This is a genomic window from Anaerophaga thermohalophila DSM 12881, assembly GCF_000191885.1.
Taxonomy (GTDB): Bacteria; Bacteroidota; Bacteroidia; order Bacteroidales; family Marinilabiliaceae; genus Anaerophaga; species Anaerophaga thermohalophila.
The window spans coordinates 20,229-45,342 of sequence record NZ_AEWI01000007.1; the positions used below are offsets into that span (position 1 = coordinate 20,229).

The 25,114-nt window shown below is 41.1% G+C and carries 14 protein-coding genes; 13 read left to right on the forward strand and 1 reads right to left on the reverse strand.

Annotated features, from left to right (window positions below; translation table 11 throughout):
- Positions 1 to 65 precede the first annotated feature (65 nt).
- The gene (locus tag ATH1_RS18815; RefSeq protein ID WP_010417241.1) at positions 66 to 1,658 is read left to right on the forward strand and encodes a hypothetical protein; all 1,593 of its coding nucleotides are present in this window, start codon (positions 66 to 68) and stop codon (positions 1,656 to 1,658) included.
- Positions 1,659 to 1,773: 115 nt separating this feature from the next.
- Here ATH1_RS18815 and ATH1_RS0102860 read toward each other — a convergent pair whose 3' ends face one another.
- Positions 1,774 to 2,997 (reverse strand): exo-beta-N-acetylmuramidase NamZ family protein, encoded by a 1,224-nt coding sequence (locus ATH1_RS0102860; RefSeq protein ID WP_010417243.1) that lies wholly within the window; start codon positions 2,995 to 2,997, stop codon positions 1,774 to 1,776.
- 615 nt (positions 2,998 to 3,612) lie between these two features.
- Between ATH1_RS0102860 and ATH1_RS0102870 the strand changes: the two genes are divergently transcribed.
- From ATH1_RS0102870 to ATH1_RS20025, 12 genes are all read left to right on the forward strand, one after another.
- Positions 3,613 to 3,939, forward strand: a complete 327-nt coding sequence (locus ATH1_RS0102870; protein WP_139035227.1) for a hypothetical protein — start codon at positions 3,613 to 3,615, stop codon at positions 3,937 to 3,939.
- 509 nt (positions 3,940 to 4,448) lie between these two features.
- The gene (locus ATH1_RS0102880; RefSeq protein ID WP_010417249.1) at positions 4,449 to 5,615 is read left to right on the forward strand and encodes a C40 family peptidase; all 1,167 of its coding nucleotides are present in this window, start codon (positions 4,449 to 4,451) and stop codon (positions 5,613 to 5,615) included.
- Between the two features lie 11 nt (positions 5,616 to 5,626).
- On the forward strand, positions 5,627 to 6,808 hold the full coding sequence (locus tag ATH1_RS0102885) for a dipeptide epimerase (RefSeq protein WP_010417252.1): 1,182 nt from the start codon (positions 5,627 to 5,629) through the stop codon (positions 6,806 to 6,808).
- A gap of 386 nt (positions 6,809 to 7,194) precedes the next feature.
- Complete coding sequence (locus tag ATH1_RS0102895; protein WP_052306296.1) at positions 7,195 to 10,305, forward strand: SusC/RagA family TonB-linked outer membrane protein; 3,111 nt, start codon at positions 7,195 to 7,197, stop codon at positions 10,303 to 10,305.
- Between the two features lie 52 nt (positions 10,306 to 10,357).
- The gene (locus ATH1_RS0102900) at positions 10,358 to 12,034 is read left to right on the forward strand and encodes a SusD/RagB family nutrient-binding outer membrane lipoprotein (protein ID WP_010417258.1); all 1,677 of its coding nucleotides are present in this window, start codon (positions 10,358 to 10,360) and stop codon (positions 12,032 to 12,034) included.
- A gap of 122 nt (positions 12,035 to 12,156) precedes the next feature.
- Complete coding sequence (locus ATH1_RS0102905; protein ID WP_010417260.1) at positions 12,157 to 13,008, forward strand: hypothetical protein; 852 nt, start codon at positions 12,157 to 12,159, stop codon at positions 13,006 to 13,008.
- Positions 13,009 to 13,019: 11 nt separating this feature from the next.
- Positions 13,020 to 14,630, forward strand: a complete 1,611-nt coding sequence (locus tag ATH1_RS0102910; protein WP_010417262.1) for a PKD domain-containing protein — start codon at positions 13,020 to 13,022, stop codon at positions 14,628 to 14,630.
- A 65-nt stretch (positions 14,631 to 14,695) separates the two neighbouring features.
- Positions 14,696 to 17,164: a phosphodiester glycosidase family protein gene (locus tag ATH1_RS0102915; protein WP_010417264.1), complete on the forward strand. Its 2,469-nt coding sequence runs from the start codon at positions 14,696 to 14,698 to the stop codon at positions 17,162 to 17,164.
- Between the two features lie 58 nt (positions 17,165 to 17,222).
- Positions 17,223 to 20,003, forward strand: a complete 2,781-nt coding sequence (locus ATH1_RS18820) for a family 10 glycosylhydrolase (RefSeq protein ID WP_211208058.1) — start codon at positions 17,223 to 17,225, stop codon at positions 20,001 to 20,003.
- Positions 20,004 to 20,381: 378 nt separating this feature from the next.
- Positions 20,382 to 21,314, forward strand: coding sequence for a TolB family protein (locus ATH1_RS0102925; protein WP_010417267.1), 933 nt, complete (start codon positions 20,382 to 20,384; stop codon positions 21,312 to 21,314).
- Between the two features lie 260 nt (positions 21,315 to 21,574).
- Positions 21,575 to 22,519, forward strand: coding sequence for a PD40 domain-containing protein (locus ATH1_RS0102930; RefSeq protein WP_010417269.1), 945 nt, complete (start codon positions 21,575 to 21,577; stop codon positions 22,517 to 22,519).
- A 36-nt stretch (positions 22,520 to 22,555) separates the two neighbouring features.
- On the forward strand, positions 22,556 to 25,066 hold the full coding sequence (locus ATH1_RS20025) for an Ig-like domain-containing protein (RefSeq protein ID WP_010417271.1): 2,511 nt from the start codon (positions 22,556 to 22,558) through the stop codon (positions 25,064 to 25,066).
- The last annotated feature ends 48 nt before the right edge of the window (positions 25,067 to 25,114 follow it).

A 25,114-nucleotide genomic window follows, 5' to 3' on the forward strand; every position in this document is an offset into this window, starting at 1 on the left:
GATAAAATTAGACAGGAAGTTCCGGTAAAAAGGCCAATTTACTGTTTCAGGGGATTTCCTCCAAAATGGAAGATTTCCGGGCCCGTCGTATTACGGCTTTTTTAGATATGTTGGATACGGGTGTCCGATCTCGTATCGAAAATATGAAAAATTCCCTTTCGCGCAAAAGCGATGAAATTGACCACTATTTTGATTTGTTGCCTGAAACTTCTACGGCCCGGCAAACTTATTTTTATCTGAAAGAAAATGCCAATTTTCGTGATTTGAAAAAGTGGGTAAACGACAATTTGTATCCCGGTCATATTGATGTCAATATTATGACCAAACTCGATAAAGAGAATTTTGCCGGCGGAGAGCAGTTGCCCGTTGAATTTAACGATGCCCATGCGGCCTTACGGGGATTTGCTAAAAGTAAATTGCAATCATCACTGGTTTTATCGGCAGGGATGAACACAAGGCTGTTTTCTTACCTGGAAAATTGGGACGATTTTTATCCCGATTCTGAAGGGAATCTGAAGAAGAAAATTACCATAAAAGTTAGCGATTACCGGTCGGCCGTAGTTCAGGGAAAACTGCTGGCCAAAAAGGGTATCTGGGTATCGGAATTCCGCATCGAATCGGGACTTAATTGCGGCGGTCATGCTTTTGCTTCGCAAGGGAACCTAATAGGGCCTGTCCTTGAAGAATTTAAAAATAACAGGGGAAAGCTAATTGCCGATCAGTTTGAGGTGTTTCAGACTGCCTTGAATCAAAAAGGACGCGTTTATCCATCAGAAGCTCCAACGGTTAGAATTTCTGCGCAGGGAGGGATAGGCACTGCTGCAGAGCATGACTTTTTGCTTAATTATTATCAGCTTGACTCAGTTGGTTGGGGGACTCCTTTTCTGCTTGTGCCGGAAGCTGTAAGCATTGACGATGACACCATTTATCGCCTTTCGATGGCACGAGAGAATGATTTGTATTTAAGCAATATTTCTCCATTGGGTGTTCCCTTCAATAATTTGAGAAATAATACCAAAGATGCTGAAAGAGACCTGAAAATCAATCAAAATAAACCGGGGAGTGGCTGTGTTAAACAATATTGCTCCCTTAGCAAAGAATTTGAAGGTCGTCCTCAATGTACTGCTTCTCGTAGTTATCAGAGAAAAAAAATCCTGACTTTGGAGGCGTCTTCAAATGATCGTGATTCTCTTAAAAAAGCCATTGCCGATGTAACAGAGAAATCGTGCATTTGTACTGGTCTTGGAACTTCCGCTTTGTTGGCTAACGATATTTCCACCGAAGCAGAAGGCCCAGGCGTTTCTGTTTGTCCCGGACCCAATATGGCTTATTTCAGCAAAAAATCCTCCCTTAAAGAGATGATTGGACATATTTATGGCCAAAACAATCTAATGGAACGGAACGACAGGCCCGATTTATTTGTTAAAGAGTTGTCCTTAAATCTGGATTACTATATTAAGGAAACAGAAACTTCAACGGTTGGCAATGAAAGAGCCGAAAATCAAAACAAAAAAATTCATGCTGCTCTCGAAAAAGGAATTGAATATTATCGTCAGCTTTTTTCATTGCACCATCAACAATTAAAAATTTCATTGAACGACTCTCTTAATCAGCTCGATAAGCTGGAAAATCGACTAAATGTGGGGAGTTTTGTTTGATGTAATAATAAGGATGTTTCCAACTCTGCCCGTTTTTCACTTTTCAGACACCCTCCGTGTCTTCATAAAAACATAAAAATCTTTGTGCCTTTGCGTCTCCGCGTTTAAGTATTCCTTAATACAAAAAGCTCTTTTCAGCCTTTTTTCTGAACGCTTCAACATCTTTTGTCCAGATACCGATCATATCATCTACGCGGAAATTTTGGCTGAAAGCCTTTCGTACCTTGTCGGTTCCGCAAACTTTATCGAACATATCCAGCCGGTCAGGATTACACAATTCAAACACATTTTTGTCTGGATTCATCCGGTAAGCCTCCTGCAGAACGTAAAACTGAATTAACGAAAGTGGTGCTTTTTCAATGTCGGTCAGGTGAACCTGAACCCCTTCAATTTCTTCGCCTTTGTAAGTGCTGTAGTATGGCTTAAAAAAAACCGGCCGGAAGATGACACCCGGCAGTTCGAGTTTGTTCAGGTGCTTTGCCAGTTGGTCTGCGTTGAGCCAGTCGGTCCCGAATAGCTGAAACGGTAAAGTATATCCAACACCTATATTATAAACATACAATTCGCCCAGGATACCGGACACCGGGTAGTAGTAGGCCGAATGTGCATGAGGAATATGAGGTGACGACGGAACCCAGGGCAGTCCGGTTTCTTCAAAGTTCATGTCGCGCTTCCAGCCTTCCATCTTAACCACGGATAGCTCGCATTGCAGTCCGCCGGGCAGCAGATTATTGTTGTTGATGTAAGTGGCCAGCTCACCAACGGTGAAGCCATGAACATAAGTAATGGGAAACTGACTGACAAATGATGTGAATTCCGGCTCGGTCAGAGGGCCTTCAAATTTATTACCTCCCAGAGGATTTGGGCGATCCAGAACGACCAATTCAGTGTTGTTTTCGGCAGCAGCTTCCATGGCCAGCCCGAGCGTGCTAATGTAGGTATAGGAACGGGAGCCTATATCCTGAATGTCATATACCAGCACATCAATGTCTTTCAGCATTTCCGGGGTTGGTTTTCTTGTTTTTCCGTACAGGCTGAAAACCGGTATTCCTGTTGCCGGGTCGGTCAGATTATCAATCTTTTCTCCGGCAGCCACATTGCCTCTCACGCCGTGTTCGGGGCCGTACAGGGCCACCAGATCAACCTGAGGTGCATTAAAGAGAATGTCAATGGTAGAGTTGAGCCGGGCATCCACTCCTGTCGGGTTTGTGATCAGTCCGACCTTCTTTCCGGCCAATGATTCGAAATTTTGATTTTTTAAAACTTCAATACCTGTTTTTACCTGGGCATGGGTGATTGAAAACAGGGTTACAAAAATAATTAGTGTTATTTTTTTCATTGTTGATATCTTTTTGCAGGGGGTGATTTGCAAAAAAATGAATTTTTACTCAAAAATGATGTTAAAAATACCCCCTTTGTTTAATTTGATGTTGTGTTTGTAAAAAACGAATTGTAAGTTTGTAAGATGTAATACAAGAACAAATGTAAACAAGTTTTTATAAAATATCATTTTTTGTCGGATGATAATATGTAATATAATTGAGTGCAGTCTAAAAAGCATCTCTGTTGTCAAAATCAAGGCGTTTTAAATTTTTTGTACCGGAGTTAACTTGTTGTTAATGAGGATTCAAAGATCTAAAACAACAACGAGTTTGGCAACAAAGATGCTTTTTAGACTGGGCTCATAATTAAAAAGGTAAGTTACTGGGGACTATTTCTTATGGTGTGTGTTTCATGCAATAATAATAAAAAATCTGATGAAGTGCTAATCTGCCATCTAAGCAGATTATATAATGCCCGTGAATTTTCGGAACTCAAGGAAGCGATTGCGCAAGTCAGAGAGAGCCTGTTGCGCCGGAGATCAGATATTTTGTTGGCAGTCTGATAGATTACATGAGACGATGCCAAAGCGAGTATTTCCCTGCCAAGAATGATATTGCTGAAAGGCTTGAGCGTGAAGGTATTCCCCGCACGCTGGCAAAGCGTATGGATGCTGCATCCCGGACATGTAAACCTGCACGACTGGGGCCAGGTATGGTACGACGCAGTAGGATGGGTGCTCGTGGATGTTTCTTTTAAGCTGCAAAAAAGCGATGATCAGCGTATCAGGAAATTTTACATATCAGGAATTGATGCATACCGGTTTATCAGATTACGGCCTCCGGTTTTGTTGCCTGAAACGATGGTACCGGAGCGAACCATGGGACTTTCAGAGAGGCGAGGCAGAGTGGAAAAACGGAAACCTGTACTTTGGTGTCTGGACATACAATATGGATGTTAAAGGTTTGTAAGTAGGCGATTTGATTTTTAGTCAAAAAAAGGAGCATGGGGCAAAGGGAGAGAATTTGGTTAATAGTCGGGTAGTAATATAGCCGCGGAGCTGCAACAGTGTTCCTCATCTGAAAGAGGTTATTAGAACGTAGCCTGAAAGGCGCCTGTATTTATAGCATATATGCACAAAATAAACATTGACGCCGAAGGTGACGCACATTATTAATTAAAGGCGTAAAATACAGAATTATAGAATCGATCAATTGTATCCGGGAGAATCAATATTTGTATCTGTGGATTGTAAAAAAAATATTTTTTTTCTCGCCATTTAAAATTTAACATTTACAATTAAATATCTGTAAAATAGCTTTTTAATATGATTGTTTTTTCAATTTTCACATGTAATACATGTTATATGATATAAAACAATTAAAAAATGTTTGTGCTTTAAAAATTTAACATTAATTTTGAACTCGGTAAGATGTAATACAAAAATACGCTTGTTATTAAAAAAATAGTATGAAGGCATTCATTTTTGGCATAATAATCTCTTTGTCAGTGCTTTTTTTGGGGTGTGCAGGCGACCGGAAGATAGATGAAGTTATTTCCCGGTTTCAGGATGAAAATGTGGGAGACTTACGGGAGAATGTTTTTGATATTTCCTTCGAACGTGTTGGAGGTAAAACATTTATCCTGTCAGGGGAAATTGATGACCGGACCCTGAAATCAGCGTTGATGGACACTTTGATTGCAAACGGATTTTATATACAGGACAGTGTCGTGGTTTTGCCACATAATGTATCTGCACCCTTTGGTATTATCGATCTGAGTGTGGCCACCATGCGCTCATCAGCTTCTCATACAGCCTCCATGGTAAGCCAGGCTTTGATGGGAATGCCGGTCAGAGTGCTTAAAGAAAAAGGAGGGTGGGTCTACATTCAGACCCCCGACCGGTACCTGGGATGGTGCGAAAGGGCAGCCGTTCAGTTTACCGATTCGGCCGGATGGAAGGCCTGGAAAAAAGTTCCGAAAGTAATGGTAACAAGTCGTTGTTCGGTCATCAGAGATAAAGCGACCGGTGATGTTGTTGGTGATCTGGTTGCCGGCTGTCTGATCGACGCGACCGGCCGGAAAAATGATAAGGTTTTTGTAGCAACGCCTGCCGGTACTACAGGTTTTGTCAATGCATCGGATATTGTACCGTTTGATGAGGTGCATTTTCCCGATTCGGCAGATGTTCAGAAACTAAAAAAAAGGGCATTAAGTCTTCTTAGAACCCCTTATTTATGGGGAGGGATATCTGTTCGTGCCCTTGATTGCAGCGGATTTACCAAAACGGTTTACCGGCTTCAGGGAATTGTTCTGGCAAGGGACGCATCGCTGCAGGCCCGGTATGGAGAAGAAATACCTGTTGATCATGGCCTTGAGGTGTTCAAAACAGGCGATTTGCTCTTTTTTGTTCCCCGCAAAGGAAGTGACCGGATTACGCACGTGGGATTATACATTGGCAATTCGGAGTTTATACATGAGGCCGGAAAAGTGAAGATAAACAGTCTTGACAGTACCAGATTGAATTATAGCCGCTACAGGGCAAACACACTGGTGAAAGCCAGACGGATCAACGGCTGTCGGGAAGCTGAAGGTATCGTTCACTTATTGAAGCATCCCTGGTATGCAGAACCATAAAATTACTGATTATGGGGAAAAACAAGAACAGACGTGATTTTTTGAAAACAGCCGGATTCATCGCCGGGTCTGCATTTCTGGCTACCGGAATGAACGGGTGCAATAGTTTCGGCAACAGAAAAAAAACAACGGTGGGCAAGAAAATGATATTAAAATTCAAACCATACGAATTACAGCTTAAACACGCTTTTACTCTTGCTGCGGGCAGCAGAACCACTACGCCGGTGATGCTTACCGAAATCGAATATGACGGAATAACGGGCTACGGTGAGGCATCTATGCCACCATATCTTGGAGAGAGTCACGAGTCGGTGCGGAAATTCCTCTCGAAAGCAGACCTCAGCCGGTTTAATGACCCCTTCCTGATTGCCGACATTCTCGAATATATAGATGGTTTGGCTCCCGGCAATTATGCTGCCAAAGCATCGGTGGATATTGCTCTGCATGATTTAGTCGGTAAGCTGATGCAACAGCCCTGGTACCGCATTTGGGGATTCAACCCCGAAAATACACCGGATACCTCTTTTACGATAGGCATTGATAAACCTGATGTTGTCAAAGAAAAAACCCGTGAGGCGGCTGCTTATAATATACTGAAGGTAAAACTGGGCGGCGGTAACGATCGCGAAATGATTGAAAATGTGCGGGCTGTTACCGATAAACCAATTTGTGTGGATGTGAATCAGGGATGGAAAGACCGTGAGGAAGCTCTCGAAATGATACACTGGCTCAAGGAGCAAGGTGTTGTGTTTGTGGAGCAACCAATGCCGAAAACGGCAGTTGACGACATTGCCCGGCTTACCCGGGATAGTCCGCTGCCCGTTATTGCCGACGAGGCGGTTCAAACCGTGGACGATATCAGTAAAGTATTCGGCATTTACAGTGGCGTTAATATCAAACTGATGAAATGCGGCGGAATGCGTGCTGCTCATCAAATGGCACTTACCGCTAAAGGACTTGGCATGAAAGTAATGTTTGGCTGTATGACCGAAACATCCTGTGCCGTGACTGCCGCAGCACAGCTTTCACCCCTGGCCGACTGGGCCGATCTGGACGGAAATCTCCTGATCAGCAACGATGTGTTCGACGGGCTGAAAGTGGTCGACGGACGCGTTGTACTGCCCGACAGACCCGGAATAGGGGTGGTGAAGGAGAAAGGGGTGGTAGATATGAAAAAGAAAATAAAGCAATAATAATTTTTAAATGAAATTTTAAATAATTGTGACGAGTCCGGTATAAAAAGCATATTTTTGATAAAATCAAGGCGTTTTAAATTTTTTATGAGGAGTTAACCCGTTGTTAATGAGAATTCAACGTTACAAAATTTGTCTAAATTATTGGTCTGATTGAACTCCCGATGAGATGAATTGTAAGAACGGCGTTAGCCAATTTTGTTCATGCCTTTTTGAAAATTTGGTTTTCCAAAATTCATGTTCGTTAAAAAAAATAAAAACAAAAATGAGTTTAGCAACAAAGATGTTTTTTAGATCGGGCTCTATGACCTTAATAAATAATTGTTTGTCAGTGGTTAAATCAAATTTTTTTTGAGATGAAAGAAAAGCTAAAAAGAATTTCAAGAATGAAAACGATGAATTGGTTTTCGTTGATTTTGTTATTCTGTCTTTTGGGATTTTTTACTCAAGTTCGGGCAGAATCAGCGTTTAATGAGTCGACGATAAAAGAATCATCCGGAAACACGTTGTCGGAAGATTTTTATCGTTTTTCTCAACCTCAAACTATTCAGGTAACAGGAACGGTTACCGATTCCAAAGGAGAGAGCCTTCCTGGTGTGAATATTGTGGAAAAAGGAACCACCAATGGTGTAATAACAGACATGGACGGGAGGTATAGTATAGAGGTTGGCCCCCAGTCTGTATTGGTTTTTTCCTTTATTGGTTTTGCTTCCAAGGAGGTGGAGGTGAATGGCCAGCGGGAAATTAACGTTGTTTTGGAAGAAGAGGCCCTGTTTATTGATGAGGTTGTTGTTACGGCAATGGGTGTGCGGTCCGAGAAAAAACGACTGAATTTTGCTGTACAATCCGTCAATTCAGATGAAATCATCAATGAGCATCAGGCTAGTTTTGTGGATGCTCTTGAAGGAAAAATTTCAGGGTTGAGTGTTTCTTCTACGGGAGGTTCACCTTCTGCTTCATCTCAAATGCTAATCCGTGGGATCTCCTCCATTAATCCGGCGCAAAACAATGAACCTATCTTTATTCTAAACGGGATGCATGTTTCCGGTGGTGCTTCACAAGCATCGGACTTAAATCCCAATGATATTGAAAATATTACTGTGCTAAAGGGAGCTGCAGCTGCAGCACTTTACGGACAGGAAGCTGCCAACGGTGCTATCATCGTCACCACAAAATCAGGGGAAAAAGGTGATGTGAGTGTCACGTTTAGTACCACACTTCAGATGGATGAAGCTGCCAACGTTCCTGAAATCCAGAATATGTATCTTCGAGGGGGACTGGGCGTTTATCGTGAAGAAGCTCTTGGTGGCTGGGGACCTTTAGCTCCCGAAGGAACTACCACCTATGATAATGTGGGAAATTTTCTGCAGACAGGATTTTATCAAAAATATGACTTGTCAGTCTCAGGGGGGAGTGACAAGCTAACAGCCTATGGTTCGGTCACCTATTCAGATCATGAAGGTGTGATTCCCGATGATTACCTGGATAAATGGGGGGTGTTGTTTAAAACTGATTACAACGTAACGGAATCTTTGAAATTGTCCTTTATGGCTGATCTTGTTCAGAGAGAATCAAGAGGGCCAGGATCATCATCTATGTCAAGAGCCTATCAGTGGCCAATTGATGATGATATGTCCAATTATAAAAACCCCGATGGGTCGATCCGATGGTTATATGTTGATTCGAATAACCGCTACAATTCTCCAATGAATCCGTATTGGTGGAGATATGAAGATTCAGGAGTCAGTAAATCTAACAGAAGTTTATTACAGGGAACAGTATCCTGGAATCCATTGGATGGTTTGGAACTAACCGGGCGCGTGGGCTATGATCTCACAAACTCAGAGAGCCAGAGTATTTCTACCCCAAGATGGGAACTTGAAGACGGAAAGCAGCCTACATCTGAGGATTATCCTTACTTAGGTTCTTTTTTCTACAATGATGGAAAAAGTACCGTTCTCAATGGTGGTATAATGGCCCGATATGAAGTAGATTTGTCTGAAGATTTTGGTCTGGCGGCTTTGGCAGGAGCAGATCTGAAAACAGAAGAAGGCAGATCTGTTGGAATGGGGGGATATAATTTTATTGTTCCTGAATTTTATAGCATCAACAACCTTGAGGACATTCGACGTGAGAATGTAACCATGCAGCGACGTGAAAAAAATATTTTTGGTTTTTATGGTGAGTTGAATTTCGATTATAAAAATTTGGCTTATTTGTCCGTAACAGGGCGTAACGACCATTCGTCCACATTACCAAAAGATAATCGTTCATACTTTTATCCCTCTGTTAGTGGTGGATTAATCTTTTCAGAGCTGTTTGGATTAACTTCTTCGACGCTTAATTATGGTAAGCTTCGTGGAAACTGGGCTAAGGTTGGTAAAGATGCACCATTGTACAGATTGAATAAATGGTTTGTCCAAAAACCATTTCCTGATGGAGGATATGGGGTAGATCCTACCCGAAGCAGCAATCCGGAACTTGAACCTGAATTTACAACTTCATGGGAGATTGGTGCCGATGTCAGATTGTTTAATGACATAACGCGTCTGGATGTTGCTTTTTATGGGACAACTGTCGAGAACCAGATTGTAGAGGTTCGGGTTTCTCCTGCCTCCGGAAATATTCTTCAAACCAGAAACGAGGGGACCATCACCAATAAGGGAATTGAAGTATCCTGGGATCAGACATTGATTGAAAGAGGTGGCTTCTCATGGAACATGATTACCAATTTCGGTCGAAATAAAGGAACCGTTGATGATCTGCCAGATGAGTTAGTGGAGGTTTATCATTATGCCGGTCAGGTTGGTGACATCCGTCCAACTGCTTATTTAAATGGGTCTACTATGGCTTTGTCGGGTAAAGATTATTTACGGAATGATGAGGGGAAAATCATTGTTGATGAAGATGGTTTGCCAAAGATCAATGCTTCAAGCTCTCTTCTTATTGGAAACAGGGAACCTGATTTTACAATTGGTTGGCGTCATCAATTTTCATATAAAAATTGGTCTTTTTCGGCTATGCTCAATTTCCGCAAAGGAGGAGATGTTGTTAACGGCACACTGCGAAGTTTGATTAGTGGAGGGCAGGCCGAAATGTTGGAAGATTATCGGAATCGTTTGGTGCTGATTGATGGTGTTGTGGAGCAAACGGATGGTTCTTTTAGAAAAAATGATCAGCCTGTTGTTTTTGACCAGCAATTTTACAACAACTATGTAGGGCCTGTTGGTTCTAATTTTGTTGAAGATGGGTCATTTTTCCGGTTAGGATATGTAACCCTGGGTTATGACATGAGTGATATTGTAAAAAACGTTGGAATTAAAGGGCTTAGATTTTCGTTGACAGGAAGGAATTTGTTTTTGATTTCCAATTATTCAGGATCGGATCCTGTTGTTAATTATACCGGAACTTCTGGCGGAACAGGCACCTATGGTATTGATTATTTGAATGTGCCAAATACACGTTCATTTTCATTCAACCTGACTGCTGATTTTTAGAAAATAACTTTTAAGTTTTCAATTTGATATTAGGAAAGAAAAAAATAATCTCATGAAAAGTATAAAACATATTTTATTGGTAGTTATGCTTTTGAGCTTGCTTCCTGGATGTGAGGATTATCTTAGCGATAATCGTGATCCGGACGCGGTGGATGTAGTACCTCCGGATCAGATAATGCCTGTTGTATTATTTTATTCTGCGCTTCAAAATTATGACCATAGTGAATACGGAACTTATCTGAGTCAGAATATTACAACTGCAGGTAGAAGTCAAACAGGTGCTTATGCTTATAGAAGTGGATGGGAATTTCTGGGTATGAACAGACATCCTCAATGGAGGCGTCATTATTATGACATCGGTTCCAATGCCAATGAACTCATTTCGCTGGCAAAGGAAGAAAATTCTGTTAATTATGTTGCGGTTACCAGATTGATTCGTCTGTTGTCCACTCAAATGACAACCGATGTTTTTGGTGACATGCCTCGCACTGAAGCCTATAAGTCATCTTCTCCAAAATACGATACCCAGGAAAGTATCTATGAATGGATGAATACAGAAGTAGATGACCTTATTGAACTTTTCAACTCGGAGGAGGTTTCTCAGCCAACCAACAGGAATATGGATTTTAGTGTAGACCGGATTTTTGGTGGGGATATGGAGCGTTGGAAACAAGTGGCCTATGCTCTCAAAGCCCGGATTTTGCTTAGACAGATTCCTAATATTACTCAGGAAGCCGGAGTGGCACAAGAAATTTTGAATGCAGCGGAAACTGCCCTTAGCGGATGGCATGATCCGATTTATAATTTCGAAGGGGGGTCAAGTGTTGAAAAAAATTGTATGTGGGGAAGAACAAACAGTCCTATTAATGGCTGGGAAAGTAGAGCAAACGATTTGGGTGGTGCAATTCCTACAAAATTTTTCCTTGAAGAGGTGATGGATTACGATGCTGAAACGGATACATGTCCGGATCCCCGCTTGCCATTTCTGATGGAAAAGAGAGGTGAAGCTTCAGTTGATGAGGTTGATGAGTGGAAAACTCGATACGAAAACCCGGAAAACCCCGAGGACGCTATTGACTATGCTACCTTCAAAACTCTGATTGACGGGGTAGAGGAATGGACTTATATGTCTCTTGAGAGCAATATCGGAATGCCCGCCACTCACAAGATTGAATGGTATCCTAATTTGTATGATAATGTATTGACAACGGATACATCTTCAATTATTTTGATTACTAAAGGAGAACTTCATTTTATTGCTTCTGAGGCTGCCTTTTGGGCTGGCCAAAAACCTCTGGCTGTAACGCACATGAAAGAGGGAATAAGATACCATATGAACCGGATGGGTGTTCCGGCAGATCGGATTCAGGCTTATTTGAATAATCCGAATGTTGTGCCGGGGGATGCTAATATAACATTGAGTGATATCATGATCGAAAAGTATAAGGCCTTGTTTTTACAGCCTGAGTTGTGGAATGATATGAGAAGGTATGGATATAGTAATGATTTAAATAACAGGCGGTATAAGAATACGGTTATTTATCCCGGACTTAGAAGACCCCATAATCTTTATGATGCCTATTGGAGTCAGGAAGGAGAGTGGATTCAAAGGTTAAACTATGATCCTGAAACGGAGGAAAAATATAATCGTGATGAATTGATCCGGTTAGGGGCATTCAGAAATCCTGAGTGGTTAAAGCAACCAATGATCTGGGCACCCCAGAACTAACTTGCTGTTTGTAATAAAAAAGATTGAGATGAAACGAGCATAGCAATGATTGCCACAACAAAAATATGTATAAACCCTTGCATGCGAGTTCCGTTCGAGCTTAATAAATAAATTTTATACGAATGAAAAAGAAAATATTATATAACTTGATCGTCTTGGGTGGAATTATAGGGGCTACTACCTCCTGTGAGACTTATGATTTGGTCGATGAAATCGCTCAAACCGGCCACATTGCACCCAATGTTTATATGGAAGTACCTACCGGAAATGTTACGGCTGGCGATTCTGCCGACTTTTCGGTGCAATATTGGTCCGTGGATCGCTCCTTTACGGATCTTTCCCTTTGGTATGCACTGGATGTTAATTTTAAATTTGAATTGACTTCTGTTTATAATCAGGAGTACTCATTTGTACTGGACTCTGCTGAGCGTGTGAGAGATTTTTATAAAGTATTAACTTATGAACATTCTCAAAGCTACTATGACACCGAGAAGAAAGCCTATGAAATAAATGGGAAAATTCCTGTTAGTTATACTTTATCTTCAAATGAAATCAATTATCCTGATTCTTACGATCAGGAATTGATAGAAAGTCTTATTCCGGCATCTGTTTTTGCCCGGTTTTACGAAGGACTTTTTGAAACTCTGGAATATGAAACATTAAAGGAAATCCTGGTTGTTGATTTTGCTATTTTAGATCAGGAGACTTTTGACTCGTATTTTATTATTACTGTTATAGAACCGGAGGAAGAGGAGGGTGAACCCGAATATATTTATGAAATGAAGGAGGAAACCGCTACTGAATTATTGAGTTACCTTAAGCAGGTGCCTGTTTCTGACTTGATTTTTAATGAAGCAGTTCCGGAATATGGCATAAAGTATTCTAAAGGATATAAAATTACCTCGAAGTTCAGAGTGATAAACGGAGAGGGTATTGAAAATTATTCAGAAGAGAAAATAATAACAGTATTGTAAAAAAAGGAACCATGAATAATACAAAAGTTTTAATAACAGTACTTTGGGGACTTTTTCTTTTGGTCTCTCTTCCCGGTTGTGAAAGTGACGATATTGAGGCGGTTGATTTTGCCCCCGAAGCGGTTGACTTTGTTTACGAGTCACCATCAGTTATTCACTATGTTGTAGGCGAAGAAATTTCGTTCATCAACAAATCTATAGTAGAAGGTCAATGGCATTGGGATTTTGGTGATGGAAGCACTTCTACTGAAAGAGATCCGGTACATAAATACAGTGAACCCGGAACTTACACCGTGATATTATCGGTAAATGAAGGCGAGTTTGTTGTTTCTAAGAAGCTAATGATCAGTGACATTGTGCCTGTTGTTTCTTATTCTTCAGAAGATTCGGTCATTGTCTATCAGCAATCCGAAGTGAAATTTGATGTTTTATTGGAAAATCCCGAGGATAAAGAAGTTTCTTATAAATGGAACTTCCCGTCAGGTGCTTTCGGTGAAGGGATTGATGAAAATGGTGTTTCAACCTTGGCTGAACCAACTGCAACTTTTGGAACCATTGGCAGCCAAAATGTAACTCTGACTATTACTCTTGGGGATAAAACCCTTGCTCCTAAAAGTGTTAATGTTAAAGTTCATTACGATAAACCAGCCAAGACTCTTTACTATGCAGTAAAAGATGGGAATATAATGGCCAAAAAACTGGTTGGGCCTGAGGTTGATCCTTCCATTAACGGGGCTTTTGATCTCGGCTACCGGTCCGGGAAACATCCACTGACTATGGACTTTGTAGGGGACTTACTGTATGTATTTGATGCCGGAACCAGAACTGGTTATGTAGCAGAGTATCAAACTGCAGGTGATGGTGAGATATTTGTCGTTTCGCATGACGGAAGTAGAAGAGAATCGGTTGTAGAAAACTTTGGCGGCGATACATTCCTTGATTTCTATTATGGTTTTGTAGATGAAGAGGAAGGCAATATTTATTGGGCTGATAGAAGAGAAGGAATATTTAAGACTTCAATTGATACCCGAAATCGTAAGTTCTCTCTGGATGAGTTCGATTATTTTGTAAGGAACAGCTGGCTTGGCTATTATGGTAAAGGCATTAGTTGGGGCGCAACAAACGGTCCTATTGCAAAAGTAAATGACATCTTTTGGTGGGCTAAAAACTCAACCAGTTCCGGTTTGTATCGATTTGTGGAAGGAGATATTAATCCGGAGGCTACTCCGGACCAGGAACCGGCTGCCGGATCTTTGTTAAATTCTTATAAGATCAGAGGTATGGCTATTGATGAGGTGAACGGTCATATTTATGTTGCAGAACAAAACTATAAAATGATACTGCAATTTGATATGGAAGGAACTCTTATTGCCGCAGTAGACAGACCTCGTACAGATGACGGAGAAGGTGGAGAGGCTGAATCTTTGTTTGTTACCGGAATGGATATAGATGTTGATGAAAATGGCGATGGCTATTTGTACTGGGCTTATCGGAATAATCCCGGTGAGGAACCTGCCTCCGGAATAAAAAGATTTAAACTCAATGACCCGGCTGCAGAGGCCGAATACTTTATTGAAGGTGTTCAGGCTTATGGTGTAGCTGTTGACAGTTCTTTAAGATAGTGCTTCTCATTTGATGCCCGGGCATACTGATTTTTCAGATGTCCGGGTGTTTTTAACTTACCGATATGAGAAAAATATACACCTTAATTTTTGTATTTTTTGCTTGCCACTTTGCGCTTAGTGCTCAGGATAGTCTGCTTATCCAGGGTGTTAAATACAAAGTTGATACTACAGTTAGCAGGCATGATATTGGATTGGGAGCTTTGTTTACCAAATTTGAGCTTCCCGATTTTCCTTTAAAAGTATCGGTACTCAAAGCGGACCTTGGTAATCCCTATCTTAAGGTGATGACTGTTTTGAGTAACGACTCTTTAAGAGGGTTGGAACAACCTTCTAAAATGGCGCTTCGAAAATCTAATTCAGAACAAACTGTAATTGCCGGAATTAATGGTGACTTCTATATTACCTCCGGTTATGATAAAGGATTGCCTGTAAACGGACAGGTTTTGGAAGGTCAATTGGCCAAAGTTCCCGCTCCCAGTCGTCCTTTAATTGCTTTTGATAATAATAAAAATCCTTTTATGGGTTTAATGACTTATCAGGGAACGCTGACCATTGGTCAGAATTCTTATCCAATTGATGGAGTTAACGTATCCCGGGGAACTGACGATCTAATATTGTTTAATCAATTTCACGGTACTACAACCCGAACCAACCAATATGGTACTGAGGTTATTTTGAGTCTTACAGAAGGGCAGTGGGTGACTAACAGCACCCTGACTTGTGTGGTTGAAGATATTCAATCCGGTGAAGGAAGTGCATGGATTGAACCCGGTAAAATTATCCTCTCAGGACATGGATCATCTGCTCAGTTGCTTAACGGGCTAATGATAGGTGACAATATTCAACTGGAGATAAATGTTTCTATAAATGATGGGGCACTACAACCGGAAATAGTGGAAATGATAGGAGGTGACCGGATCATTTTGAGTGAAGGGCAGGTTCAAAATAATAACTGGCCAGAGCAGCATCCACGGACAGTAATTGGTTTTTCACAGGATAGGGATTCTCTTATTCTTGCCGTTGTTGATGGAAGAAGTGAAGAATCTGCCGGAGTGAGTACCAAACAGCTTGCCGACCTGATGAAGCTCTCAGGTTCGTGGTGGGCACTCAACCTCGATGGCGGGGGTTCTTCTGTAATGATTGTAAATCAGCAAATAATGAATGACCCTTCGGATGGCTATGAGAGAAGCGTTGCCAATGGGTTTTTTCTGGCTTCAACAGCTCCCGCAGGATCCCCTGTCACCTTTAAGCTCAACGCTGACAGTTTTAAAATTCCATTTGGTAAAAAAGTATCTGTAAAGGCAAGTACTTTTGATGAATATGGTGATGTGGTCGATTATTTGACAGCATCAGGTGTCAGTTATCAGGTTGTTGGAGGAATTGGAAGTATTGATGAAAATGGCTTGTTTTCAGCCACCAGCCAAGGCTCAGGAATGATTATTGGAACCTGGGAAGGCCAAAATGACACTGTTTTTGTGGAGGTGGAACCTACTCTGGATTTGGTTCTGACTATACAGGAACTGACTATTGACCATTTGAATACCTACCAGTTAGAAGTGTATGGTAAAGGTCCCGACGATAGTTATTATCTTTTAGATAATAGTCTGTTAGATTTTTCTACTTCTGATTCTGATATTGGGGAGGTAGATGCCAATGGTATCTTTTCAGGTAAATCTGACGGGACAGTTACGGTTACAGCATTTATAGAAGGTACAGAACTACAGGATCAATGTATTATCCATGTGGAGATAGGAAGAGATTATCAGTTACTTGATGATTTTTCGGATCCTTCCTCCTGGTCTGTAACGAAAAGTTTTGTGGATCAGGTTGATATTTCACTTGATGTTTTTCCCGGAACCAATTATGAAGTAATGAGAGTAGATTATTCTATGACTTATGCCGGCCGAACCGGGAATATTATTTTAAGCAAAGCTATCGATATTTATGGTATGCCGGATTCATTGCTGATTGAAGCAGCAGGAAGTGAATACAACAACTCTTTTATTTTAGCTATTGATCACCCTCAGGGGCTTTGTGTTGTTCCCACATTCCAAAATACCGAAATGAGGACTTATTTGGCATCAATAAATACTGATCTGATAAAGCAGGAAGATTATCCGCTTTCATTCAAGAGTTTAAGAATTAGTTTGGGTGCTGATCCATCGTACATAGAAGGGGAGACTTATCAGGGCACAATTTTTCTTAAGTCCCTGAAAGCTGTTTATCCTGAAAAATCTGTTCCTGATTATATAAAAAGTCCTGTAGCAGATGAAAAGGTATGTGAAGTATACCCCAATCCTGCCAGGCAATATTTTTATCTGCGCTTTGGGGAGAAAGTAGTGAGCAGGCTCCAAATTTCAATTACATCCATGTCAGGTAATGTTTTGAAAAAGATTTGGCTTAATGATTTATCAGAAGGAAAGGTATTTCCTGTTTCTTTATCATCCATTCCGAAAGGGATGGTTATTTTAAATGTAAGGGATGATAGGGGAATGCTTTTACAATCAGAAAAAATACTTATTCAGGAATGAGAGATTTTGAGAATTATGTTTCACTAATGTTTGATACGTTGTGATGAAAAACAGGAGATTGATTACAGTTTTAGTTTTGTTGTTTTTATACTTAACTAATGGTTTTGGACAGGAAATTCCCAAAAGGGAGATGCGCGCTGCCTGGGTAGCCACAGTTTGGGGATTGGACTGGCCTGCAGTGAAGATTAATACCACTGGCAGTCCTTACTATATACAGGCGCAAAAAGATGAGTTTATTGGATTATTAGACCAGTTAAAAGCTGCCAATATGAATGCTGTCTTTTTTCAGGTAAGATCGGAATGTGATGCGATGTATCAATCTTCCTATGAGCCATGGTCTGCTTATCTTGTTGCCGAAAGAGGGATGGAACCGGGTTATGATCCGCTTCAGTTTATTGTTGAGGAGTGCCATAAAAGAGGGATGGAGATACATGCCTGGTTAAATCCATATAGATTTGAGTCTGTTGCCGGGAAATATGATGGTCAACCCGGTGATTATCGTCTGACCCATCCGGAATGGGTTCTTGAATATCCTGATGGTGGCCCGGCAATTTTGGATCCCGGAAATCCTGCTGTACGTCAGCTGATTGCAGATATTGTTGGCGAAATTATTACCAATTACGATGTTGACGGAATTGTTTTCGATGATTATTTCTATGCATATGGAGGAACATCATCTTTACTGGATGCCTATTCTCAGAGTAATTATAAACCTTCCGATATGAGTCTTGATGACTGGAGAAGGTGGAATATAAACCAAATGGTAAATGGGGTATATGAAAAAATTAATTCGATAAAGCCGTGGATTACTTTTGGTATTTCTCCTTTTGGCATTTGGACTACAGATCCCAATGTCGCAGAGTCCGCAGGACTTGAGTTGCCTTCAGGCATTACGGGAATGAATGCATACAGTACAATTTACTGCGATCCGGTTGCCTGGTTACAGGAAGGGACGGTAGACTATATTTCTCCTCAGCTTTACTGGCCTACTACCAGCACTGGTCAGGACTATGATGTGCTGGCTCCCTGGTGGTCGGATGTTTGTAACTTATTTGGAAAGCACTTGTATGTTAGTCATTCCCTTTCTGATCTTACGGATTCCAATTATGCTCCGGTTTTTGATGATAGTAACCTGAAGTCGGGAGAGGCCGATTCACTAACCGTTGATCTTAAAGGGCTTTCTATGCTTGAGTATTATTCCCGGATGGATGAATATATGCTTAAAGCCAGTTTAGATCCTTCCGAGTTTGGTAATCAGGTTCAGGTAAATCGCACGGCCGATAAAAACGGAGCTCCCGGAAGTGTCTTTTTCCGGGCAGCGATGTTCTATAAAGCCGGGTTTGTTAATTATTTGTCGGATTATGAATTTGCCAATCTTTCATTGCCGCCGGCTATTAACTGGAAGCCTCATCAGGAAAGAGGAATCCCCTATAATGTTGCTGTTAACTCGAATCTTCTGAGTTGGGATAGTGATGAAAGTAATGTGCGTTATGCCGTTTATGCAGTGCCCAATGCCATGTTGGGTGAACCGGGGGTCTTTTCTTCTTCTGATTATTTGATAGGGATTTCTTATGATAAGTCTTTTGATATTACAGATTTTTCAGACTTGACAGATACGCATAGTTTTGCTGTGAGTGTGTTGGATCGGTTTGGGAATGAGTTTCCTCCAGCGGTAATGGGCTATACTCCAGGCGCTAATCAGGCAGCTACGTTGTCTTTCCCGGGGAATGGGGATAATGTATTTAAGCCGTTCTCTTTCCTGTGGAATGCTGTGAGTGGTGCTGATTCTTATGTTATTGAAGTCGCTCAGGATGATTTGTTTGCCAATGTGGTTTATTCACGGCAGGTAGATGGAACAGAGTTTTCTGCGGAAAATATTTCAATGAATACAGGGCAAACTTATTACTGGAGAATACGAACCCGGATGGCAGGTGTTGAAGATGCTGTCTCATCGGTGTTTACATTTAACTTAATTCCACAACCAAGTCCGGAAATACTGAGCCCGCTGAATAATGCCACAGGCGTGGCGTTGACTCCTGTCATTGAGTGGGCCGACTTTGGTGACGGATTTACCTACAATTTGCAAATCTCTCGAAATAATGATTTCTCTTCAATTGTTTTTTCAGAGGATCAAATTAATGGCGTTTCAATACAGGTTCCTGAGAAAACGTTGACGGCCTGGTCAGATTACTATGTAAGGGTAAGAGCTGAAAATGGCGAAACTGTTTCTGCCTGGTCGCCTGTTGTGATGTTTTCGACGTTAGAGCAGGTTCCGGGAATTCCGGAAATTATTTCTCCCACCCAAGGAAGTTCTGTTGGAGTGGATAATGTGCTTATACAAATAGCGGATGAACCTTATGCTAATGGATTCACCGTTCACGTATCCTCACAATCCACCTTCCCCTGGACCGACCGCTCAGTTTATGTTATGGATGCATTTCAAACTGAGTTGTTGATCGACAACATCGGAGAAGGTCCGCGCTTTATCAGGGTAAGGGCTGAATATTCAAATGGCTTATATACCGATTGGTCAGAAACTGTTTCTTTTAATGTGGTTCCAACTTCGATTTCTGATGTTAATAAAGAAGATTTACAACTGGTATGTGAGAATCCTATGGTATCAGAAAGAGTTGCGTTGAATCTTGTATTACCTGAAAGTGGAAATGTTTCAATTTCGTTGTCGGATATTACAGGTCGTGTTGTTAAAGTAGTTAAGAAGGGATTTTTAAGCCGGGGTGAACATACTATATATATGAATACCGCCGATTTAAAGCCGGGGTTATATTTTCTTTCAGTACAAACAGAGAATGCCAGGAAAATCCTGAAGCTGATAAAATAAGTTTTAATTAGTGCCCGCCTGTAAAGTCGGGATAAGTTGTACCAAATCATGTGTCTGTTCAGAAAGTGTCGGTTGCAAAGCATGCGAAGCCGCCAAAAACGGAGTTTACTTTTCATCAGTATAAAATTAGTCTAAGTTATTGGTCTGATGGAACTCGCATGAATGAGTTTATACATGTCCTTTTGTGACAACCTTTGTCATGCTCGTTTCATCCGTATAAAATTTATTTATTAAGGTCGGATGGAACTCGCATGCAAGAACTTATACATATTCTGATTGTGGCAAAATTTGCCATGATCGTTTCGTAAATGAGTATCTTGGCGGCAAGCATAACACTGCAAATGGTACTTTCTGGAGAGATACTAAATATACTTTGCCATGTTATTAAAAAAATTTGTTATTGCCATATTTTTATTTTCCATTTCTATCGTGGAAGGTGTTTCTCAGATCATTGAGTTCGATTCGGTCCATAAAATCGATATTCCGGGTGACAGAGGTTATTTTTTTCCTGTTTTAAGCCCTGATGGAGATAAAATTGCTGTAACGTCTTCCAACAAAAGTGGATTATGGCTATTTGATATAAATTCCCGAACTCTCGATGAAATATCTAAAGCGGCAGGAGCCGGAAAGGGTGTGGTTTTTTCTCCTGACGGGTCTGCGATTTTTTATTCAGAAGATTTCTATGTGAATCACCGGCGTCAATCGGTATTAATGTACTATGACTTGCTTCAGGGCATCTGTCAGCCTGTTGTTTCCTTCTCTGTTGTTAATCCCTCCTTATGGGGTCAATCAGAAAGTGAAAAAAGAGGTTTTTCCACAAAAGGTGTACCCTCATTTGGTGGATTGAATATTGAAGCCTTGTTGCTGGGATTTTGGGATTTTCCATTTGCCTACAGCCAGGGGGGAAAACTGTTTTTAAGAACCTTTAAACAGAGGAAAGAGCTGACGCCTTTGGGTGAGAGCCGGTATATATGGGGTTCGCTTTCTCCTGATCAAAAAAAAGTTTTAGGATATGCCATCGGACAGGGCAGTTTTATTTGCGATTTGAAAGAAAACATCATTTATCAGGATCAAAAGGTAGAAGCGCCGGTATGGATGGCCGATGAGATTGTCCTCGCAAATGAGATATCTGAGGATGGTCATATTTTAAAAGATGTGAAAACCTGGGTAATTAATGTTACAACCGGCAAAAAGGAGGTTTGCACTGGCCTTATGAATGGAATTATGTATCCACATGTGTTGATTTCTAAAAGGTTGATTTGCGGACATTTATCTGATGGTGGTATTGTTATTGCCAGATTTCGCGATTGATTATTTCGAATATATTCCTCCTCTTCAATCGATTTTTAACGCCGGGAAGGGGAAATTTTAATTAGTGCTCGTCTATAAACTCGCAAAAGTTTTCACAATATGTGTGTCTGTTCAGAAAGTGCCGGTTGCAAGGCTTGCGAAGCCGCCAAAAACGGAGTTTACTTTAAGTAAATGTGTATTTTGGCGGCAAGCGTAACACAGCAAATGGTACTTAATGGACAGACACTAATTACAAAAGTCTCATTTAAAAATTATTCTCTATGAAAAAAATTACACTTTTCGCACTGTTTTTAAGTATGGGAGGCTCCCTTTTGGCACAGCCAAAAGCTGCAGGTTCACCAGAAAAAATCATTTTTGAGGAAGGTAAGTTTTATATGAATCCTGAGTGGTCTCCTATGGGTGACAGAATAGCTTTCTCTTCTGAGAAGTTTAATGGATTATGGGTATCTGATGCTTCCGGGCAAAATGTGAAGCAAGTTACATTAGATGCCGGAGCAGGCTTCGGTTTTAGATGGTCCTCTGATGGTAACACCATATTGGCACGACCTGTTGTTTTAGAAAATGGAAGAACGTTCCATCAGGTAAAACTATATGATTTGAATTCCGGTGAAGAAAATGTGCTGGTTCATAAAACCCGCTCTTTGCAAGGTCTGCCAGTCTGGACTAACGGCGACCAGAAGATTGCTGTAAAGGTGGGTGACAGGAGGGAAGAGTTTCTTACCGGAAAGCGGAACCTGAAAGGAGTTTCGAGCCGGGAAAAAACAGTTGATTTTGGGGGTACTCTAAGCAGTGTTTCGGCCGAAGATCAGTCCCTTGAAAATGTTTCCTTTCCTGAGTTTGAAGGGCGTTATATTTTTAATAAAACCGTTTCTCCAAATGGAGAAAAAATTGTTTTTGAGGTTAGCGGTAAGGGACTTTATGTTTCAAATGTTGATGGTTCAGATTTGAAACATATCGGAAAAGGAGAGCATCCGTCATGGATGCCTGATAACCGATATGTGGTTGTAGTCAAAGTGAAAGATGACGGGTATGTTATTACGCAGGGTGATTTGTTTGTCGTTGATACTTACACAGGCGAATATTCCCCTCTTTATTCTCAGAGCGATGTTATTGCCTTAAAACCTTCTGTTTCCCCCGATGGAACCAAAGTGTTGTTTAATAACCCTAAAGATGGATCGATTTATCTTCTGGAAATAAAAAATTAAAATCCTCAGATCAAAGAACTTGAAAAAACTACAGTCATGAATAAGAAAAAAATATACCCTGTTTCCATCTTACTGATTCTTTTTTTACTTGTAAGCGGTTATGTCTCTGCTCAAGTTACGGGACTTTCAGGATGGAAGTTATTTATTGATCCCGGTCACTCCCAAACAGAAAATATGGGTCTGTACAATTACTCTGAAGCTGAAAAAAACCTCAGGGTGGCTTTAGCGTTGAAAAATATACTGGAAAGTCAAACCGATATTGGAGAAATCTATTTGAGTCGAACTACTGATGAAGACTATATTTCGCTGGAGGGCAGGACTACCCTGGCCAATGAGATGGGGGTTGATTTTTATTATTCCATACACAGTGATGCTGGTTCTCCTTCAGTCAATAGTGTGCTTACGCTATATGGGGGTTGGCGAAGCAACGGGGTAACGGTTGAAAAAACACCTGAAGGAGGAGCTGCTTTTGGAGATATTCTGAATGTAGATCTTTCAGGGGCTATGAGGATACCCACACGGGGAAACTGGGCTGATCGAAACTTTTATGATGGAATTGTAGATAACCACACCAATCAATGGCCTTACCTTTATGTTAACAGGACCACAAATATGGCATCTCTTTTGAGTGAAGCCGGTTTTCATACCAATCCCGGGCAACAGCAATTGAACCTGAATGCTGAATGGAAAAAACTTGAAGCTTTCTCTGCCTTTCGTTCTTTGCTTGAGTTCCTTGAAATCGACCGGCCGGACATTGCTGTTATTACCGGTATTATCAGCGATTCGGAAACAGGATTACCGGCAAATGGTGTGAACGTTACCATTGGAGATAAACAATATACGACCGATTCTTATGAATCTTTATTCAATCAATATTCTGCTGACCCTGATGAGTTACACAACGGATTCTATTGGATTGAAGGATTAACCCCTGGAGAAGAGGTGAATATTATGGTAAATTCTGATGAATTTCAATCCAAAACCGTTACCCATACAGTTTCAACCAATCCTAATGGAAGAACTTCTGAGAACCTGAATTTTGTGGATATTGAACTGGTAAGTGTAGTTCCTGCTGTAATAACTGGCATCGAGCCTTCAGACCAGCTAAATGCTTTGATTCCGGGAACGGATGTCGTTTTGGAGTTTAGCCGGAAAATGGATCAAACTTCCGTCGAACAGTCCGTTTCGATTTCTCCCGGGGTGAATCTTTCTTTCACCTGGCCTGATGAGTTTACACTTGTCGTAAATACAGATAACCTTGAGTTTGATACTCAGTATAGCGTTACCCTTGACGGAGAGGTGGCCATGAACTCTGTCACCGGTCAGCTTTTTGATGGAGATGCCGATGGTATTGCAGGCGGTAACTATCAATTTGATATAAAAACCTCTCCAGCCGATGTTACACCGCCTCAACTTGTTGATTATTCTCCTTCTGCGGGTAGCCCTGCCGAATCTACTAATCCCTTTATCAGACTTGTTTTTGATGAAGAGCTGAAAGAGAGTTCTGTTGATGCAGTTGACCTGAATTTAACTGTCGATGGAAGTGATGAACTCATACCCGGAACGGTTAAGCATTGTGTCGTAAAAGAGCAGAGTGTAATTCATTTCTTCCCGACTGACAATTTAATGGATAACACTGATTATACGCTACAGGTAGGTGCCGGACTGCAGGATATTTTTGGAAACACTGCTGAAGCATTTACGGTTAACTTTTCGGTAAGTGCGAAGAATATTTCATCTTCTACGATGATTGATAGTTTTGATTCCGGAATTTTTGAATGGTGGAATCCGCAGTCTTCAGGGTCCACCTCAGGTATTAACACAGAACTTACCAGCCGTACCCATGAGGTTGAAAGAGTTGTGCTTACAGAAGGAAGCACTGGTAGTATGAAGTTAAGTTACGGATGGGATGAATTTGCTACCAATCCGTATATAAGACTTTACCTGCCTCCGGGCTCTTCTCAAAACACTAACCGTTTTGGACCGGATGATGTCCTTGAAGTCTTCCTGTTTGGAGATGGATCCGGTAACGAATTCCGCTTTATGATAAAAGACGGAAACAGTACCTATGAAGCCAGTCCATGGTACACCGTTGACTGGAAAGGTTGGAAGAAGGTTTCATGGGATCTGGCCAATGATCCTGCAATTGCCTGGGTAAACGGGAATGGCGTGATTGATGGAGATGGCGGTTTCTATCTTGATGGTTTTCATTTCCGCCGTGGTAGTAATGGTGATTTGGAGGGTACTTTCTTTTTTGATGAATTAAAGTTTGTGAAATATGGTGAAGCTACCGGATTGGAAAACCTCAAAGAAACCGGCGAAGTGGTTGTTTTTCCTAATCCGGTTAAAAATGAATTACACATCAAGGCCCCGTGGGATATCACTGAAGTTCAGATATTCAGCCTTAACGGACAGCTTGTTGAAATGTGGAACGTAAAAGGACAAACAGTATCAGAAGATTTGAGCAATTTGACTCCCGGATATTATATAATTAAAGTATCCGGAAAGCATACCTCACATGTGCAAAAGATTGTTGTCATACAATAATAACAAAGGAGAACTGTCCTGATTTTTTAACATTGGACAGTTCTCCTT